Source organism: Streptomyces sp. NPDC002138 (assembly GCF_040296485.1).
In the GTDB taxonomy this organism is placed as follows: domain Bacteria; phylum Actinomycetota; class Actinomycetes; order Streptomycetales; family Streptomycetaceae; genus Streptomyces.
In genome coordinates, this window is the sequence record NZ_JBEOXE010000007.1 from 92,245 (window position 1) to 107,660 (window position 15,416).

Here is a 15,416-nt window from a genome sequence, read left to right on the forward strand (position 1 = left end):
GTGCCGATCAGGCGCTGGGGCGGCCCGAACCGGCACCGCCGCCGGTCGCGCGGCGACGGCCCTGGCCGAAGCCCTGGCTCGCGCCCTGGGCGCCACCGGTGCGGGTGCGGCCGGCGGAGCCGCCCGCCGCGCCGGAACCACCGCTGCGACGGCCCTGGCCCGCGGCCGAACCGCCGGAGGTCGCGGAGACCCCGGCCGTGCCGCGGGCGCGGCGCGGACGCTCGCCCGAGCCCGAGGCGGCACCGGCGCCGCCCTGCGGGGCGCCGGAGCGACGGCGCGCACCCTGGCCACCGCTCTTGGTACCGGTGCGCGGCTTGGCCGGAGTGGGCTGCGGCACCTCCATCACGACGGGGATGCCGGAGGGCACGCGGGCGCCGGTGAGGCGGACCAGTTCCTCGTCCGAGGAGCGGATCTGCGCGGTGCGGGGGTTGATGCCCGCGTCCGACATGAGCCGGGTCATCTCGCGCTTCTGCTCGGGCAGGACCAGGGTGATCACGCTGCCGGACTCACCGGCGCGGGCGGTACGGCCACCGCGGTGCAGGTAGTCCTTGTGGTCGACGGGCGGGTCCACGTTGACGACGAGGTCGAGGTCGTCGATGTGGATGCCGCGGGCCGCGACGTTGGTGGCGACCAGCGCGGTCACCTCGCCCGTCTTGAACCAGTCGAGGGTGCGGTTGCGCTGCGGCTGCGAGCGGCCGCCGTGCAGGCCGGAGGCGCGGACGCCGTCCGCGAGGAGCTTCTTGACCATGCGGTCGACCCCGCGCTTGGTGTCGACGAACATGATCACCCGGCCGTCGCGAGCGGCTATGCGCGTGGCCACGGCCTTCTTGTCGGTCTCGTCCATGACGTACAGGACGTGGTGTTCCATCGTCGTGACGGCGCCGGCCGACGGGTCGACGGAGTGCGAGACCGGGTCGTCCAGGAACATCTTGACGAGCTTGTCGACGTTCTTGTCCAGGGTCGCGGAGAAGAGCATCCGCTGACCGCCGGGCTCGACCTGCTTGAGCAGCGCGGTGACCTGCGGCATGAAGCCCATGTCGGTCATCTGGTCGGCTTCGTCGAGGACCGTGATCGAGACCTGGTCGAGCGTCGCGTCGCCGCGCTCGATGAGGTCCTTCAGACGGCCGGGGGTGGCGACGAGGACCTCGGCGCCGCGGCGCAGGGCGCCGGACTGCCGGTTGATCGACATGCCGCCGACGACGGTGGTGATGCGCAGGTTCACGGCGGTGGCGTACGGCGTCAGCGCGTCCGTCACCTGCTGGGCCAGCTCGCGGGTCGGTACGAGGACCAGCGCGAGCGGCGCCTTCGGCTGGGCGCGGCGGCCGGCCGTGCGGGCCAGCAGGGCCAGGCCGAAGGCGAGGGTCTTGCCGGAGCCGGTGCGGCCGCGGCCGAGGAGGTCACGGCCGGCGAGGGAGTTCGGGAGGGTGGAGGCCTGGATCGGGAACGGCTCGGTGACGCCCTGGGCTGCGAGGGTCTTCAGCAGCGCGGCGGGCATGTCGAGGTCCGCGAAGGCGGCCACCGGGGGGAGGGCCGGCGCGATCGGGTCCGGCATGGTGAATTCCTGCGGCCGGGCAGGCTGGGCGGAACCGCCCTTGGGCCGGCCGCCGCCAGCCTTCGGACGTCCCTGAGCAGCACCCCGACCCCTGACGGGACGGCGGCTGGGACGTGCGGAGCTGGAGCTGGTCATGCGGGAAAGCCCTCCTGGAACCGGCAAAAAACAAGCGACGGAACAACACACAAGCCGGGGCCCGCACCTCACGGTGCGGACCCCGGCCGTGCGAAGAGCGTCAGGCAGGCAGGATGTTCTCGGCCTGCGGGCCCTTCTGACCCTGGGTGACCTCGAAGGACACGCGCTGGCCCTCCTGGAGCTCACGGAAGCCCTGGGTGGCGATGTTCGAGTAGTGCGCGAAGACGTCCGGACCGCCGCCGTCCTGCTCGATGAAGCCGAAGCCCTTTTCGGAGTTGAACCACTTCACGGTGCCTTGAGCCATTTTAAATCTCCTGAATAGGTGGCAAGGGCCCCATCCGGAAGATGCCGGAAACAAAATAAGCGCCTGCGGAAGCAATCCCGTCAGGCGCACATAAAGTTCATGGGTACCACAACTGCAACGTCTCCAACGTACCACACGACGGCCGGGGATCTTGGCCAGAAGTGCGTGTGATCCCCGTCGTCGTGTCGTGGCCGCGGTTCAGAGGCGCTCGATGATCGTCACGTTGGCCTGACCTCCGCCTTCGCACATCGTCTGCAGTCCGTAGCGGCCCCCGGTGCGCTCCAGCTCGTGCAGGAGCGTCGTCATCAGCTTGACGCCGGTGGCTCCGAGCGGGTGCCCCAGGGCGATGGCTCCGCCGTTCACATTCACCCGATCGGGATCCGCCCCGGTCGCCTTGAGCCAGGCGAGGACCACCGGCGCGAAGGCCTCGTTGATCTCGACCAGGTCGATGTCGTCCAGGGACAGGCCGGTCTTCTTGAGCGCGTAGGCCGTCGCGGGGATCGGCGCGGACAGCATCCGGATGGGGTCCTCGCCGCGGACCGACAGGTGGTGGATGCGGGCCCGGGGCCTCAGGCCGTGCTCCTCGACGGCCCGCTCCGAGGCGAGCAGCATCGCGGCCGCGCCGTCGGAGACCTGGGAGGAGACGGCCGCGGTGATGGTGCCGCCGTCCACGACGGGCTTCAGCCCCGCCATCTTCTCCAGGGTGGTGTCCCGGCGCGGGCCCTCGTCGGTGCGGACGTCCCCGTAGGCCACGGTCTCGCGCGCGAAGCGCCCCTCGTCGATCGCGCGCAGGGCCCGCTGGTGGGAGCGGAGCGCGAACTCCTCCATGTCGGGACGCGAGATCCCCCACTTCTCCGCGATCAGCTGCGCGCCGTGGAACTGGTTCACGGGGGCGTCGCCGTAGCGGGCGCGCCAGCCCCGCGAGCCCGCGTAGGGGCCTTCGGTGAGGCCGAGCGGTTCGGCGGCCTGCCGGGAGGCGAAGGCGATCGGGATCATCGACATGTTCTGGGTGCCGCCCGCGACCACCAGGTCCTGGGTGCCGGACAGGACGCCCTGGGCGGCGAAGTGGACGGCCTGCTGGGAGGAGCCGCACTGGCGGTCGACGGTGACGCCGGGGACCTCCTCGGGCAGGCCCGCGGCCAGCCAGGCGGTCCGGGCGATGTCTCCGGCCTGCGGGCCCACGGTGTCGAGGCAGCCGAAGACCACGTCCTCGACGGCGGCCGGGTCCACCCCGGACCGCTCCATGAGCGCCGTCAGGACATGCGCGCCGAGGTCGGCCGGGTGGACCCCGGACAGCCCTCCCCCGCGCCGCCCCACGGGGGTGCGTACCGCGTCGACTATGTAGGCCTCGGGCATCGGGACTCCTCGGTGAGGGTTCAGGTACGGAGCGCGATCCCGTCCAGGACCATCGAGAGGTACTGGCGGGCGATCTCCTCGGGGCTGTGCTGGCCGCCCGGCCGGTACCAGGACGCCGCCACCCACACCGTGTCGCGCACGAAGCGGTAGGTGAGGCGGATGTCCAGGTCGGCGCGGAAGACCTCGGCGGCGACCCCCCGCTCCAGCGTCCCCAGCCACGCCTTCTCGAATTTGACCTGCGAGTCCGAGAGGTAGTGGAAGCGGGGCTGCGCGGACAGGTGCCGGGATTCCTTCTGGTAGATCGCGACGGCGGCGCGGTGCCGGTCGATCTCCCGGAACGATTCGGTGACGAGGGCCTCGATGGTCTCCCTGGGGCCGAGTCCGGCGTCGAGCACGGTGTCGTAGCCCTGCCACAGCTCGTTCAGGAAGGTCGAGAGGATCTCGTCGAGCATCGATTCCTTGGAATCGAAGTGGTAGTAGAGGCTGCCGGCGAGCATCCCGGCGGCGTCGGCGATCTTGCGGACGGTGGTGGCGTTGTAGCCCTGGGCGGCGAAGACCTCCGCGGCGGTGTCGAGGAGCTCCCTCCGGCGTTCCGGCGAGGCCGTCACCTGCTGCTTCTTCTGGTTCGTTGGCACGCGCCCATTGTGGTCCCAGTGGTCCTCGTGGTCCTACGCGTGCCGGCTGCTGACCGAGACCGTCTCGCCCGTCATGTACGACGAGTACCCGCTGGCCAGGAACACGATGACGTTGGCGACCTCCCAGGGCTCGGCGTAGCGCCCGTACGCCTCCCGCGCCGTCAGTTCCGCCAGGAGTTCCTCGCTGGTGACCTTCACCAGGTGCGGGTGCATGGCCAGGCTCGGGGCGACCGCGTTGATCCGTACGCCGAATTCCGCGGCCTCCAGGGCCGCGCAGCGGGTCAGGGCCATCACCCCGGCCTTGGCGGCGGCGTAGTGGGCCTGGCCGGCCTGGGCGCGCCAGCCGATGACGGAGGCGTTGTTGACGATGACCCCGCCGCCGCCCGCCGCCCGCAGGGAGCGCAGGGCGGCGCGGGTGCAGCGGAAGGTGCCGTTCAGGGTGACGTCGAGGACCGCGGTCCACTGCTCGTCGGTCATGTCGACGAGGGCGGCGGTGCCGCCCAGTCCGGCGTTGTTGACGACGACGTCCAGGCCGCCGTGGGCGGCCTCGGCGAGCGCGAAGAGGGCCTGGACCTGCTCCTCGTCGGTCACGTCACAGGGCAGGGAGGTGACGCGGTCGGCGCCGAACTCGGCGGCGAGGGCGTTCTCGCTCTCCTTGAGGCGGCGGGCGTGGGCGTCGCTGATGACGACGCGGGCCCCCTCCTCCAGGAAGCGGCGGGCGGTGGCCCCGCCGATCCCGGCCCCGGCCGCCGCGGTGATCACGGCCGAGCGGTCCTTCAGCAGGCCGTGCCCGGCGACGTAGCGGGGAGCGGTGGCGTTCATGCCCGAACCTCCTGGGGAAGGCCGAGGATCCGCTCGGCGATGAGGGTGCGCTGGATCTCGCCGGAGCCGCGTAGATCGTGTCGGTCCGGGCCGGCTCGACGAGGGCGTCCGGCTCGCGGCGGAAGCCGACCTCACTCCCGGAACTCGGTGCGGAACTCCTCGACGCTGCTCGTGGCCATACGTTAACCTACCAAACACTTGTTAGGGAAGGTCGCTCGTGAAGGATGGAAGCCGGATGCCCGCCCAGCCCACCGCCGACGAGGCCGAGACGGTGCTCTACGAGCGCCGCGGCCCGGTCGCGTACGTGACGATGAACCGCCCCCGCTACCGCAACGCGCGGAACAGCGCGATGACCTGCGCCCTGGACTCCGCCTTCTACCGCGCCGCGGACGACCCGCGGGTCAAGGCCGTCGTCCTCGGCGGCGCGGGCGAGCACTTCTCGGCGGGCCACGACATCGGCATGGTCAACCGGGTCGTGGAGCGGGCGGAGTCGGCGGCCGAGATCGCGCACAACGCCGGGACGGCGGCCGACGCGCTCGGCGCAATGGACATCGCGGCGATGAAGGAGGCGACCGGCTGATGGACTTGACCCACACGCCCGACGTGACGGAGTTCCGGGCCGAGGCCCGGGCCTGGCTGCGCGCGCACGTCCCGGACGAGCCGCTGCCCTCGCTGGAGACGGCGGAGGGCTTCGCGGCGCACCGGGAGTGGGAGGGACGGCTGGCGGCGGACCGCTGGTCGGTGGTGTCGTGGCCCGAGGAGTACGGGGGCCGGGGCGCGGACATCGTGAAGTGGCTGGTCTTCGAGGAGGAGTACTTCGCCGCCGGGGCGCCCGGGCGGGTCTCGCAGAACGGCATCAACCTCCTCGCGCCCACGCTCTTCGACCACGCGAGCCCCGAGCAGCGGGCCCGCGTGCTGCCGCCGATGGCGAGCGGCGAGGTGATCTGGGCGCAGGCGTGGTCGGAGCCGGAGTCCGGTTCGGACCTGGCGTCGCTCACGTCGCGCGCGGAGCGCACGGAGGGCGGCTGGCTGCTGTCGGGGCAGAAGACCTGGTCCTCGCGGGCGGCGTTCGCGGACCGCGCCTTCGGCATCTTCCGCACCGAGCCGGGCACGCCGAAACCCCACCAGGGCCTGACCTATCTGATGTTCGACCTGCGGGCGCCGGGGGTGACGGTGCGGCCCATCGGGCGCCTGGACGGGAAGCCCGCCTTCGCGGAGCTGTTCCTGGACGGGGTGTTCGTGCCGGACCAGGACGTGATCGGTGAGCCGGGGCAGGGCTGGCGGATCGCGATGTCGACGACGGGCAACGAGCGCGGGCTGACCCTGCGCTCGCCCGGCCGCTTCCTGGCGGCGGCGGACCGGCTGACGGCGCTGTGGCGGGAGCGGGCGGAGCCGGCCGACACGGCGCTGCGCGACCGGGTGGCGGACGCGGTGATCGGGGCGCGCGCCTACGAGCTGTTCACCTGGGCGAACGCCTCGCGGTTCGCGGCGGGCGAGACGATCGGCGCGGAGTCGAGCCTGAACAAGGTGTTCTGGAGCGAATACGACATCGCCCTGCACGAGTGCGCGCTGGACCTGCTGGGCGCGGATGCGGAGCTGGCGGACGGCCCGTGGGCGGAGCCGTGGCTCTTCTCGCTGGCCGGGCCGGTCTACGCGGGCACCAACGAGATCCAGCGCGACATCATCGCCGAGCGGCTGCTCGGCCTCCCGAAGGGCCGCCGCTGATGCGCTTCCTGCCGACCGACGAGCAGTCGGACTTCGCCCGAACCCTGCGCGCGCTGCTGGGCGCCTCGGACGTGCCGGCCGTCGTACGGTCCTGGTCCGCCGGGGCGTACGGGCCGGGCCGGGCGCTGTGGACCCGGCTCGCGGACACCGGGCTGTTCGCGCTGGCCGCGCCGGAGCCGGAGCCGTACGGGGGCCTTGGCCCGCTCCCGGTGGAACTGGCCCTGGGTTTCGTGGAGCTGGGGCGCGCGGCGGTGCCGGGGCCGCTGGCGGAGACGGTGGCGGTGGTGGTGCTGCTGTCGGAGCTGGGGGACGAGGCGGTGGCGAAACGGTTCGTGCCCGGGCTGGTCTCGGGCGGGGCGTTGGCGACGCTCGTGCTCCCGGACGGGGGTCCGTACGCCGTGGACGCCGGGGCGGCCGACCACGTCTTCGTCGTCTCCGCCGCGGGGGAGCTGCGCCTGGCCGCCGGGCCGGGGGCGGAGCTGGCCTCCCTGGATCCGGCCCGGCGCCTCTCGCGGCCCGCCGCCGGCGGGGAACTGCTGGCCGCGGGTCCCCACGTCACGGCGGCGGCCGCGACCGCCTTGCCCTGGGCGCGGCTGCTGACGGCGGCGCAGAGCCTGGGGGTGGGCGAGGCGCTGCTGGCGCGGACGGTGGAGTACACGAAGCAGCGCACCCAGTTCGGTGCGGCGATCGGGTCGTTCCAGGCGGTCAAGCACCGGCTGGCGGACACGCTCATCGGGCTGGAGTTCGCGCGGCCGCTGGTGTGGGCGGCGGCCGTGAGTCTGGTGCCCTGGGAGATCGCGGCGGCGAAGGTCGCGGCCGGTGAGGCCGCGTACCGGGCGGCCCGGACCGCGCTCCAGCTCCACGGTGCGGTCGGCTACACGGAGGAGCTGACCCTCTCCCTCTGGCTCCGCAAGGCCCGCCCCCTCCGCGACACCTGGGGCACCCCGTCCACATGCCGAGCAGAGATCCTGCCCCGAGGCGCCGCCTAGCCCCGGCCGACCCCAACCCCAGCCCGGTCCGCCCCAACCCCAGCCCGAGCCGGCCCAACTCCAGCCCGAACCGGCCCAACCCCAGCCCGGGCCGGCCCAACCCCAGCCCGGGCCGGCCCAACTCCAGCCCCGCCGGCGTTTGAGGCGCCCCCGGAGGGCCACGGACTCACACCATGCCCACGCACGTCGCCTCCGGCGGGCCCTCAAACGCCGGGCAGGCTGACTTCAGCCAACCCCAGCCCCGCCGGCGATTGAGGCGCCCCCAGAGGGACCACCCACCCGCACCGCGCCCGCCCACGCAGCCTCCGGCGGGTCAGGGGTGGGTGCGGTGGTAGGTGGCGGCCGTGGTGTTGAGGAGGGTGGCTACGGCGAAGCAGGCGGCGGCCACCCCGTGCCCCAGCCCCAGAAGCGCAAGCGCCCCGGCCCCGAACACCACCGCCTTGACCGCGAGTTGCACGGCCAGCGGCACACGCAGGCGGGCCTTCGGCGCCGCAAAGGCCCCCCACAGCACCGCGGCCCCCAGCGGAGCGCCCACGGCCAGCGCCACGGCCCCGCCCACCGGCAGGGACCGCGTGGCCCCCCACCACCCCAGCAGCACGAGGGCCGCGACTTCCAGCAGGAAGGCGAGGCCCTCGTTGACGAGGAAGAGCGGGTGGGCGGCCCGGCGCCGCGCGGTCGAGGACATGCGGCACACGATGACCCGCGGATCAGGTCCGGGCAAGACACAGGGTGGTCACGTATTCCTCCACCACCGCCCCGTCGGGGAACCGGCCGAGCAGCAACGCACGCTCTGCGCCGAAGAACTCCCCGGCCCGCCCCTCCCCCAGCACCAGGAAGGCCGAGTGGCTCGCCAGGTTCGCCAGATGCGCGTCCACCGGAATCCGCCGCGACCACCGCACCGCGCGCCTCGTGAAGTCCAGCCCCTCGGGCAGGTCGCGCGGCGCGATTCCCGGCTCGGCGGCCAAGAGGCCGGCGATGCGCCGGTCCTGGTCGCCGATCCAGGGGACGGTGTGGTCCAGGTCGTTCCACCACAGGGCCAGCGCCCCACCGGGCCGCAGCACCCGGCGGGCCTCCGGCACCGACCGGACCGGGTCGGTCCAGTGCCACGCCTGGGCGTAGGTCACCAGGTCGAACGCCCCGCCGGCCAGCGGCAACCGGTCCCCGTCCCCCCGCACCAGCGGTATCCCGGGGTGCGCGCGCCGCAGCTCCGCCGCCATCCCGTCCCCCGGCTCGACGGCCAGGACGTGGGCGCCGCGCGCGTGCATCAGGCCGGTGGCGATGCCGGTGCCCGCGCCGACGTCCGCGACCCGCGCCCCCTCCAGCGTCCGCCCGGCCAGCTCCTCGACCGCGTCGAACAACTCGGCGGGATAGCCCGGCCGATGGGCGGCGTACTGAGCGGCGGCGGCGTCGAAGGATCGCGCACGGGCCCGGACATGGCTCTGGGAAGCGGTCATCCCCCCATTATTCGGACCTCATTCGCGGAGCTCATGCGCGGAATTCGTGCACGACCTCGATCCGCCCGACGATATGGGCGTTCAGCTCCGCCAGCTCCTCGGCCGGAACCCACAGCTCCAGGATCGTCTTCCCGCCCGCCTGTTGGACCGGGTACCGCGCCAGGAACTCCGTGTCCACCTCGAACCGGGTCACGAACCCCGCCCCGTCGTGCTTCACGTTCCAGTCGCGGGCGATCCGGATCGCGTAGTCCTCGTTCAGCACCGGATAGAAGATCGGCTGCTCGGGCAGCCGCGGCGGCCAGGCCCGCCAGTCGGCGGCCGCCACCAGCTCCAGCTCCACGGGCCCGGTCGGCCGCCACAGGGTCGTCGTCGCATGCGTCGTCATCCCGCGACCCTAGCCACCCACTCCGCCGCCCCCGCCAGGGCCTGCGCCGAGGCAGGGAGCGGGGTGCCCAGCCCGCCCAGGTCCGGTGCGGCCAGGGGCGAGGCCAGCGGGTGCCCGGGGTCGGCGGCCGGGGGCAGGTACCGCTCCCAGGACCAGCTCATGTGCGCGGCCGTGTGGAAGTGGTCGCGGGCGTACGTCTCCACCGACCGGGAGGCCATCGAGGCGTCCAGCGGCGAGCAGGGCCGACAGCTGCGCCGCCATCAGCCCGGGCGCCCGCAGCGCCGTCACAGCGGCAGGTTGGCCCCGCTGGAATCCCCCGCCACCACCACCCGGGCGGGGTCGCAGCCCAGGGCGCCCGCCCTCCCCCGGGCCCACAGCAGGACGGTCAGGGCGTCGTCGGGCGCCGCCGGCCAGGGGTGTTCGGGGGCGAGCCGGTAGTCCGCCGAGACCATCACCGCCCCCGAGCGCGCGGCCGGCGTCCTGCACAGCGCGTCGTACGTGCCGGGGCCGCACATCACCCGGCCCCCACCGTGGAAGTACACGACCAGCGGGCGTCCGCCCCGCCCCCGGCGCCGGGTCGTAGACGCGCACCGGCACCCCGTCAGCCACCGTGCCGTGGACGGCGGCCACCGCCGGCCCGGGCGTGGCGGCGGCGGCCCCCGCGGCGGCCGCGGCCCGCAGCGCGCCGACGTCCCCGGGCGGCGGAAAACCCTCCGACATCGCCGCGCAAACCGCCCGCGCCCGGGGCGAGAGCCCCTCGGGGCCCGCGGGACGCCCGCTCATCCGGTGGTCATCCCGCCGTCGACGGTGAACTCCGTGCCCGTGACATAGGCCGAGGCGTCCGAGCACAGGAACGCCACCAGGGCGCCGACCTCCTCCGGGCGCCCCATCCGCCCCAGCGGCAGGTGCGACCAGTCCCGGCCCTCCACCGCCTTCGCCACCATCGGCGTGTCGATCGCCCCGGGGTGCACGGAGTTGACCCGGATCCCGTCCCCGGCCAGGTCCAGGGCGGCCGACCGGGTCAGCCCGCGCAGGGCGAACTTCGTGGAGCCGTAGGCCGCGTGGCCGGGTATCCCGACCAGCCCGGCGGTGGAGGAGATGTTCACGATCGACCCGCCCCCGGCCGCGCGCAGCAGCGGGGCCACCGCCTGGATGCCGAGGAAGGGGCCCAGCAGGTTGACCCGGAGCAGCGCTTCGAACCCCTCGGCGCTCTGCTCCTCCACGTGGGCCGTGCGCCACAGGGCCGCGTTGTTGACCAGGGCGGAGATCTCTCCGTACGCGGCCACCGCGGCCCGCGTCACCCCGGCCCAGCTCTCGGCGTCGGCCACGTCGTGGCGTACGTACAGCCCCTGGTCGCCGAGGGCCGCCGCGACCTCGCGGCCCTCCTCCTCGCGGATGTCGGTGACGACGACCCGCGCGCCCGCCTCCGCGCACAGCCGGGCCCCGGCCGCGCCCTGGCCGCGCCCGGCGCCGGTGATGACGACGACCTTGCCGTCCAGCGAGATCAGTCCTCCCACGGGTCAGCCCTCCAGCGCGCGGAAGTGCGGGATGACCTTCTCGCCCCACTGGCGGATGGTCTCCATACAGGCCTCCTGCGGGACGGTGCCCATCTGGATCAGGCACATCACCTCATCGACACCGATCTCGCGGAGCTGCTCGACGTACGCGATCGCGGTCTCGGCGCTGCCGTAGGCATGGTGGGCGTTGTAGGTGCCGGTGTCCACGGGCCGGGCGGGGATGTCCGCCTCGTGCAGCCGGGCGACGAGCTCCTCGCGGCCCTGCTCCAAGGCGGCCGCGTGCTGCTCGGCGCTCTCGTCCTCGGCGTAGCCGGTGGGCGCGGGCGCGTTCCCGTACCAGTGCGCGATGGACTCGGCGAAGAAGCGCTGGCCGCGGGTGCCCAGGCGCAGGGCGCGCTCGGCGTCGTCGAGGACGATGGTCGGGCACAGGGCGGACAGGTGGTCGTTGACCTCGTCGGAGACGAACCGCTCGCCGCCGCGGGTGGCGATGGCCTCGTCGTAGACCTTGCGCATCGCGCGGAGCATCGCGCGGACGTCGTCGGCGCCGGCGAAGCCCACCACCAGCGCGCCGATGCCGAGTTCGGCCGCCGGCTCGAGGGTGTCGTGCGGGGAGCAGGCCATGAAATCGGGACCGGTCGTAAACTGCGGTCCGTGGCAGACGAGACGAACAGGCGCGCGCTTCCCGCGACCGGCTGGGCGGTGCTCGGGCTGCTCTCCTTCGGGGAGGAGCTGTCCGGTTACGACCTGAAGAAGTGGTCGGACTGGTCGCTCGAGTTCTTCTACTGGAGCCCCTCCTTCAGCCAGATCTACAGCGAGCTGAAGCGCCTGGAGAAGGCCGGTTACGCCTCCTCGCGGCTGGTCGCCCAGGAGACCGGCACCCGCGACAAGCGCGTGTACCGGATCACCGGCGAGGGCATGGAGGCCGTGCGGGAATGGGCCCGCGAGGCCCCGGTCGACCCGCCCGTCCTCAAGCACGGGCCGATGCTGCGGCTGTGGCTGGGGCACCTGCTGGAGCCCGAGCAGATGCGCGACGTCCTGGGACGGCACCAGGAGTTCGCGGAGAAGATGCGGCTGCGGGCCGTCGCCGACGTCGAGGGCGCCAAGGACGAGGCGGCGTGGGCGTACCCCACGCTCACCCTCAAGTGGGCCGAGCGCTACTACGCCTCCGAGCGCGACCTCGCCGCCGCCATGCTGGACGACATCGAGGCCCTGGAAGCGGCGCGGGCGGCTGCCGGGGAAGCGCCCCCGGCCGACGCGGGCTCCGCCGGCAACGCCCCGTAGGCGCGCCGGAACTCACGGAGCTGGTCCTGGAGCGGACCCCGGCCGCGCTGGTCGGCGCCGAGGGGGCGGGGAGCGGATCCTGGCCCGGATCCGGGCCCGGGTGCGGGACCTGGGCATCACCGCGCTGGCCGCCGAGCAGGTGGGAGCGGCCGCGCGGGCGGACGCCGCGCCCGGCCCGCGGCGGCGGGCGGGACGGACGGGGCAGGGGGCGGATCCGCCGGGCGCACGGCCGGATCCGGCGGGGGCGGGCTGACGTACGCTCGGGCCATGACCGGCAGCGCGATCAACCTGCGCACGATAGAAGAAACCGCTCCGGCGCTCGTCAGCCTGTACAAGAGCGCCGGGGTCTCGCTGCGCAAGCACGGCCTCGACGGCGAACGGGCGGCGGTCTACCTGGTGCTGGACTACTCGGGTTCCATGCGCCCGTATTACGCCGACGGCACCGTGCAGGCGTTCGCGGACCGGGTGCTCGGGCTGTCGGCGCACCTGGACGACGACGGCGTGGTCCCGGTGGTCTTCTTCTCGACGGAGGTCGACGCCGTCGAGGAGATCCCGCTGGAGCGGCACGCGGGCGCGGTGGGCCGGATCGTGGCGGGGCTCGGGCACATGGGCAAGACGGCCTACCACGCGGCGATGGACGCGGTCATCGACCACTACCTGGACAGCGGATCCACCGCGCCCGCCCTGGTGGTCTTCCAGACGGACGGCGGTCCCGTGAACAAGCTCGCGGCGCAGCGGTACCTGTGCAAGGCGGCCCGGATGCCGCTGTTCTGGCAGTTCGTCGGCTTCGGCAACACCCGCAGCACCCAGTTCGACTTCCTGCGCAAGCTGGACGAGCTGCCGGTGCCGCAGGCGCGCGTGGTCGACAACGCGGGCTACTTCCACGCCGGGCAGGACCCGCGGGCGCTGCCGGACGCGCGGTGGTACGACCGGCTGGTGGCGGAGTTCCCGTCGTGGCTGGCGGCGGCCCGCGCGGCGGGCATCGTGCGCGCCTGAGCGGGGTTTCTCCGCGGCAGGCGCTTTCATGGCGGTATGACGACGAACAACTGGGAGCACTTCGCGCAGGCCGAGCCGGAACTCGCCGCGGTGGTCGAAGCCCGCTTCGGGAAGTACGCGCACCACGTCCTGGCGACCCTGCGCAAGGACGGCTCGCCGCGGCTCACCGGGCTGAACACCAGCTTCCGGGGCGGTGAGCTGTGGCTCGGGATGATGCCGGGGTCCATGAAGGCACGGGACCTGCGGCGCGACCCGCGGTTCGCGCTGCACACCAATCCGGGCGCGGACGAGTCGATGCCGGACGGGGACGTACGGATCTCCGGGCGGGCCGTGGAGATCCTGGACCCGCCTGAGCTGCACCGCTACGCCGAGGAGTCGGGCGAGCCGGTGCAGCCGTCCCATCTGTTCCGCGTGGAGCTGTCGGAGGTGGTGCACACCGGGATCGACGGGGACGACCTGGTGGTCCGCGTCTGGACCCCGTCAGGAGGACTGCGCACGATCCGCCGGGGGAACGACGACGAGCCCGCTCGGGAGGACTGACAGGGGGTCCAGGTCGAGGTCGGAATCGGCGTCGGGGTCGGGGGCCGGCTTCGGAGTCGGGGCGGGCTTCGCGACGGGCTTCGGAAGCGGGGCGGGCTTCGGGGCCGGGTCCACGGCGGGCCCGGCGCCGGGCGTGATCCCGGGCGTGGTCCCGGGCGTGGTGGTCCCGGGCGTGGCGCCGAATCCCGGGAGCGCGATCGCCGCGGGGTCGACGTCGACCCGGTTGCGGTCGATGTTGATCGTCACGCCGTCATAGGTCTCGTCGTGGTCGCCCTGGTACTGGTGCGCGCGCCGGCGCCCCTTCCACTGGCCGGTGCCCGCGGGCAGGCCCATGTCGGAGTCCGCGACCGCGGAACGCCCGTTCCAGGCCGCCGCCCACACGATGTCCGGGACGGCCTGCCCGGTGCGCGCGTAGGCGGCGCTGAGCGCCTTCATCCCCGAACCGGCCGCGAGGTAGGCGGCGGCGCGGTAGCCGAGGGCGTGCAGCCGCTGGGTCCAGGCGCCGATGTAGGCGACGACGGGTCCGTCCCAGGTGGCGCGGTCGGTGTAGTTCTCCAGGTCGTTGTAGAGGACGGTGCCCGCCCCCAGGCCCAGGGAGCGGGCGGCCGAGGCGGCGCCGTCGGCGGCCGTCCGGCCCTGCTCGGCCGCGGTGTCCGGGTCGGTGGACAGTCCGGTGGACCCGCTGTTCCAGGGCTGGCGGCCCACCCAGATCGGCATCAGGTGCCAGCCCGTGGCGCTCTGCCGCCGGACCCAGTCGGCGGTGAGCTGCGGCTGGGCGCAGGCGCGGGAGCCGCCGCCGATGTAGATGCCGACGGCGCCGAACGGGGACTCGTCCCACCAGCCGTCCATGGTGGCCTGGCGCGGCGCGGTACAGGCGTCGAAGCCCTCGCCGGCGTAGGCCCCCGGGGTGACCACGGCCCCCGGCGCGGGCACGGGTCTCGGCGCGGGCCGGGGCGCGGGGGCGACGGGACGGGTGGCCGGGGGCCCCGGGTGGCCGCCGACCGGCCGGGCGCTCTCGATCACCGCGCGGACGACGGCGGGCGTGTCGCCGAAGGAGGCGGTGGCCATCACCCCGGACTGGGCGAAGGAGTAGCGGAGTTCGTTGCTGGGCGTCCGGGGGGAGGCGGCCGGGATCGCGGTGCCGACCGGGACGTCGACGGTGGGGATGTCGGCGCGCTGCGGAGCGCCCTGTACGGGCTCCAGGTGCAGGGTGTCGGCGCGCTCGACGGCGGCCCGGCCCGCGCAGTCGCGCTGCGGCCCGGCGTGGCCGACGTACAGCGTGGGCAGGTCCAGGCGCACGCAGGCGTCGGGGTGGCGGTCGAGGTCGACGATCCGCCAGGTCGCGGGGAGGGTGAAGCGCAGGCCCCGGTAGTCGTAGTGGCCGGGGGCGGGCCCCTCGTCGGCGGCGGCGCCGGGGGCGAGCGCGCCCAGCCCCGCCCCGCTCAGCGCGAGGGCGACGCCACAGGCGGAGGCCAGCAGGCGGCGCAGTCCCCGGGGGCGCCGGAGCGCTCCGGAACCGGACCCGGACCCGGACCCGGCACCACATTCAGTACTCGACATGACATTTGACATGACATTCGGCATGGCACGCGGCATGACGCTGTGTATACAGGCGCCGCAGCCCCGCGGAGACCTGGCGAGGCCGCGGCGGCCCCGCTAACTACCCGCCTGGTCCTGGAAGGCGGGCAGCTCGAAGAGGCGCTGCCTTCCCGTGTCGCCCATCAG

The 15,416-nt window shown here is 73.9% G+C and carries 15 protein-coding genes and 3 pseudogenes; 6 read left to right on the forward strand and 12 right to left on the reverse strand.

Annotated elements, in window-relative coordinates:
• Positions 1-7 precede the first annotated feature (7 nt).
• The 5 genes from ABT084_RS06620 to ABT084_RS06640 all read right to left on the reverse strand — a co-directional run bounded on the left by ABT084_RS06620 (position 8) and on the right by ABT084_RS06640 (position 4,804).
• A complete protein-coding gene (locus ABT084_RS06620; RefSeq protein WP_502968850.1) occupies positions 8-1,687 on the reverse strand; it encodes a DEAD/DEAH box helicase in 1,680 nt (559 codons plus the stop codon).
• 100 nt (positions 1,688-1,787) lie between these two features.
• The gene (locus tag ABT084_RS06625) at positions 1,788-1,991 is read right to left on the reverse strand and encodes a cold-shock protein (RefSeq protein ID WP_351038745.1); all 204 of its coding nucleotides are present in this window, start codon (positions 1,989-1,991) and stop codon (positions 1,788-1,790) included.
• A 198-nt stretch (positions 1,992-2,189) separates the two neighbouring features.
• The gene (locus ABT084_RS06630; protein WP_351038747.1) at positions 2,190-3,347 is read right to left on the reverse strand and encodes an acetyl-CoA C-acetyltransferase; all 1,158 of its coding nucleotides are present in this window, start codon (positions 3,345-3,347) and stop codon (positions 2,190-2,192) included.
• Between the two features lie 20 nt (positions 3,348-3,367).
• Entirely contained in the window at positions 3,368-3,982 is a 615-nt protein-coding gene (locus ABT084_RS06635) for a TetR/AcrR family transcriptional regulator (RefSeq protein ID WP_351038749.1), read from the reverse strand.
• A gap of 33 nt (positions 3,983-4,015) precedes the next feature.
• Positions 4,016-4,804: an SDR family oxidoreductase gene (locus ABT084_RS06640; RefSeq protein ID WP_351038750.1), complete on the reverse strand. Its 789-nt coding sequence runs from the start codon at positions 4,802-4,804 to the stop codon at positions 4,016-4,018.
• Positions 4,805-5,039: 235 nt separating this feature from the next.
• On the opposite strand from ABT084_RS06640, the pseudogene ABT084_RS06645 reads away from it, so the two are divergent.
• The 3 genes and pseudogenes from ABT084_RS06645 to ABT084_RS06655 all read left to right on the forward strand — a co-directional run.
• Positions 5,040-5,291 (forward strand): annotated as a pseudogene (locus tag ABT084_RS06645) (enoyl-CoA hydratase-related protein); the annotation flags it as partial.
• A 92-nt stretch (positions 5,292-5,383) separates the two neighbouring features.
• On the forward strand, positions 5,384-6,529 hold the full coding sequence (locus ABT084_RS06650) for an acyl-CoA dehydrogenase family protein (RefSeq protein WP_351038752.1): 1,146 nt from the start codon (positions 5,384-5,386) through the stop codon (positions 6,527-6,529).
• Positions 6,529-7,518 (forward strand): acyl-CoA dehydrogenase family protein, encoded by a 990-nt coding sequence (locus ABT084_RS06655; protein WP_351038754.1) that lies wholly within the window; start codon positions 6,529-6,531, stop codon positions 7,516-7,518. The genes ABT084_RS06650 and ABT084_RS06655 overlap by 1 nt, the downstream gene beginning before the upstream one ends.
• A 313-nt stretch (positions 7,519-7,831) precedes the next feature.
• On the opposite strand, the gene ABT084_RS06660 is transcribed toward ABT084_RS06655, so the two are convergent.
• The 6 genes and pseudogenes from ABT084_RS06660 to ABT084_RS06685 all read right to left on the reverse strand — a co-directional run.
• Positions 7,832-8,203 carry a YrdB family protein gene (locus tag ABT084_RS06660; RefSeq protein ID WP_351038756.1) on the reverse strand — a complete coding sequence of 124 codons (372 nt, stop codon included), beginning with the start codon at positions 8,201-8,203 and terminating at the stop codon, positions 7,832-7,834.
• A gap of 22 nt (positions 8,204-8,225) precedes the next feature.
• The gene (locus ABT084_RS06665; RefSeq protein WP_351038758.1) at positions 8,226-8,972 is read right to left on the reverse strand and encodes a class I SAM-dependent methyltransferase; all 747 of its coding nucleotides are present in this window, start codon (positions 8,970-8,972) and stop codon (positions 8,226-8,228) included.
• A gap of 31 nt (positions 8,973-9,003) precedes the next feature.
• Positions 9,004-9,357 (reverse strand): hypothetical protein, encoded by a 354-nt coding sequence (locus tag ABT084_RS06670; protein ID WP_351038760.1) that lies wholly within the window; start codon positions 9,355-9,357, stop codon positions 9,004-9,006.
• Positions 9,354-9,962, reverse strand: a pseudogene (locus ABT084_RS06675) (alpha/beta hydrolase). The gene ABT084_RS06670 and the pseudogene ABT084_RS06675 overlap by 4 nt, the downstream one beginning before the upstream one ends.
• A gap of 174 nt (positions 9,963-10,136) precedes the next feature.
• Positions 10,137-10,865, reverse strand: coding sequence for an SDR family NAD(P)-dependent oxidoreductase (locus ABT084_RS06680; RefSeq protein ID WP_351038906.1), 729 nt, complete (start codon positions 10,863-10,865; stop codon positions 10,137-10,139).
• Between the two features lie 12 nt (positions 10,866-10,877).
• Positions 10,878-11,504, reverse strand: a pseudogene (locus ABT084_RS06685) (LLM class flavin-dependent oxidoreductase); the annotation flags it as partial.
• Between the two features lie 21 nt (positions 11,505-11,525).
• Between ABT084_RS06685 and ABT084_RS06690 the strand changes: the two are divergent.
• The 3 genes from ABT084_RS06690 (at position 11,526) to ABT084_RS06700 (ending at position 13,691) form a co-directional block, all read left to right on the forward strand.
• Positions 11,526-12,155 (forward strand): PadR family transcriptional regulator, encoded by a 630-nt coding sequence (locus tag ABT084_RS06690; RefSeq protein ID WP_351038762.1) that lies wholly within the window; start codon positions 11,526-11,528, stop codon positions 12,153-12,155.
• 267 nt (positions 12,156-12,422) lie between these two features.
• On the forward strand, positions 12,423-13,151 hold the full coding sequence (locus tag ABT084_RS06695) for a VWA domain-containing protein (protein ID WP_351038763.1): 729 nt from the start codon (positions 12,423-12,425) through the stop codon (positions 13,149-13,151).
• Between the two features lie 36 nt (positions 13,152-13,187).
• Positions 13,188-13,691, forward strand: coding sequence for a pyridoxamine 5'-phosphate oxidase family protein (locus ABT084_RS06700; RefSeq protein WP_351038765.1), 504 nt, complete (start codon positions 13,188-13,190; stop codon positions 13,689-13,691).
• Here ABT084_RS06700 and ABT084_RS06705 read toward each other — a convergent pair.
• Positions 13,632-15,251, reverse strand: a complete 1,620-nt coding sequence (locus ABT084_RS06705) for a DUF1906 domain-containing protein (RefSeq protein WP_351038766.1) — start codon at positions 15,249-15,251, stop codon at positions 13,632-13,634. The two genes, ABT084_RS06700 and ABT084_RS06705, sit on opposite strands and share 60 nt — an antisense overlap.
• Positions 15,252-15,416: the final 165 nt, after the last annotated feature.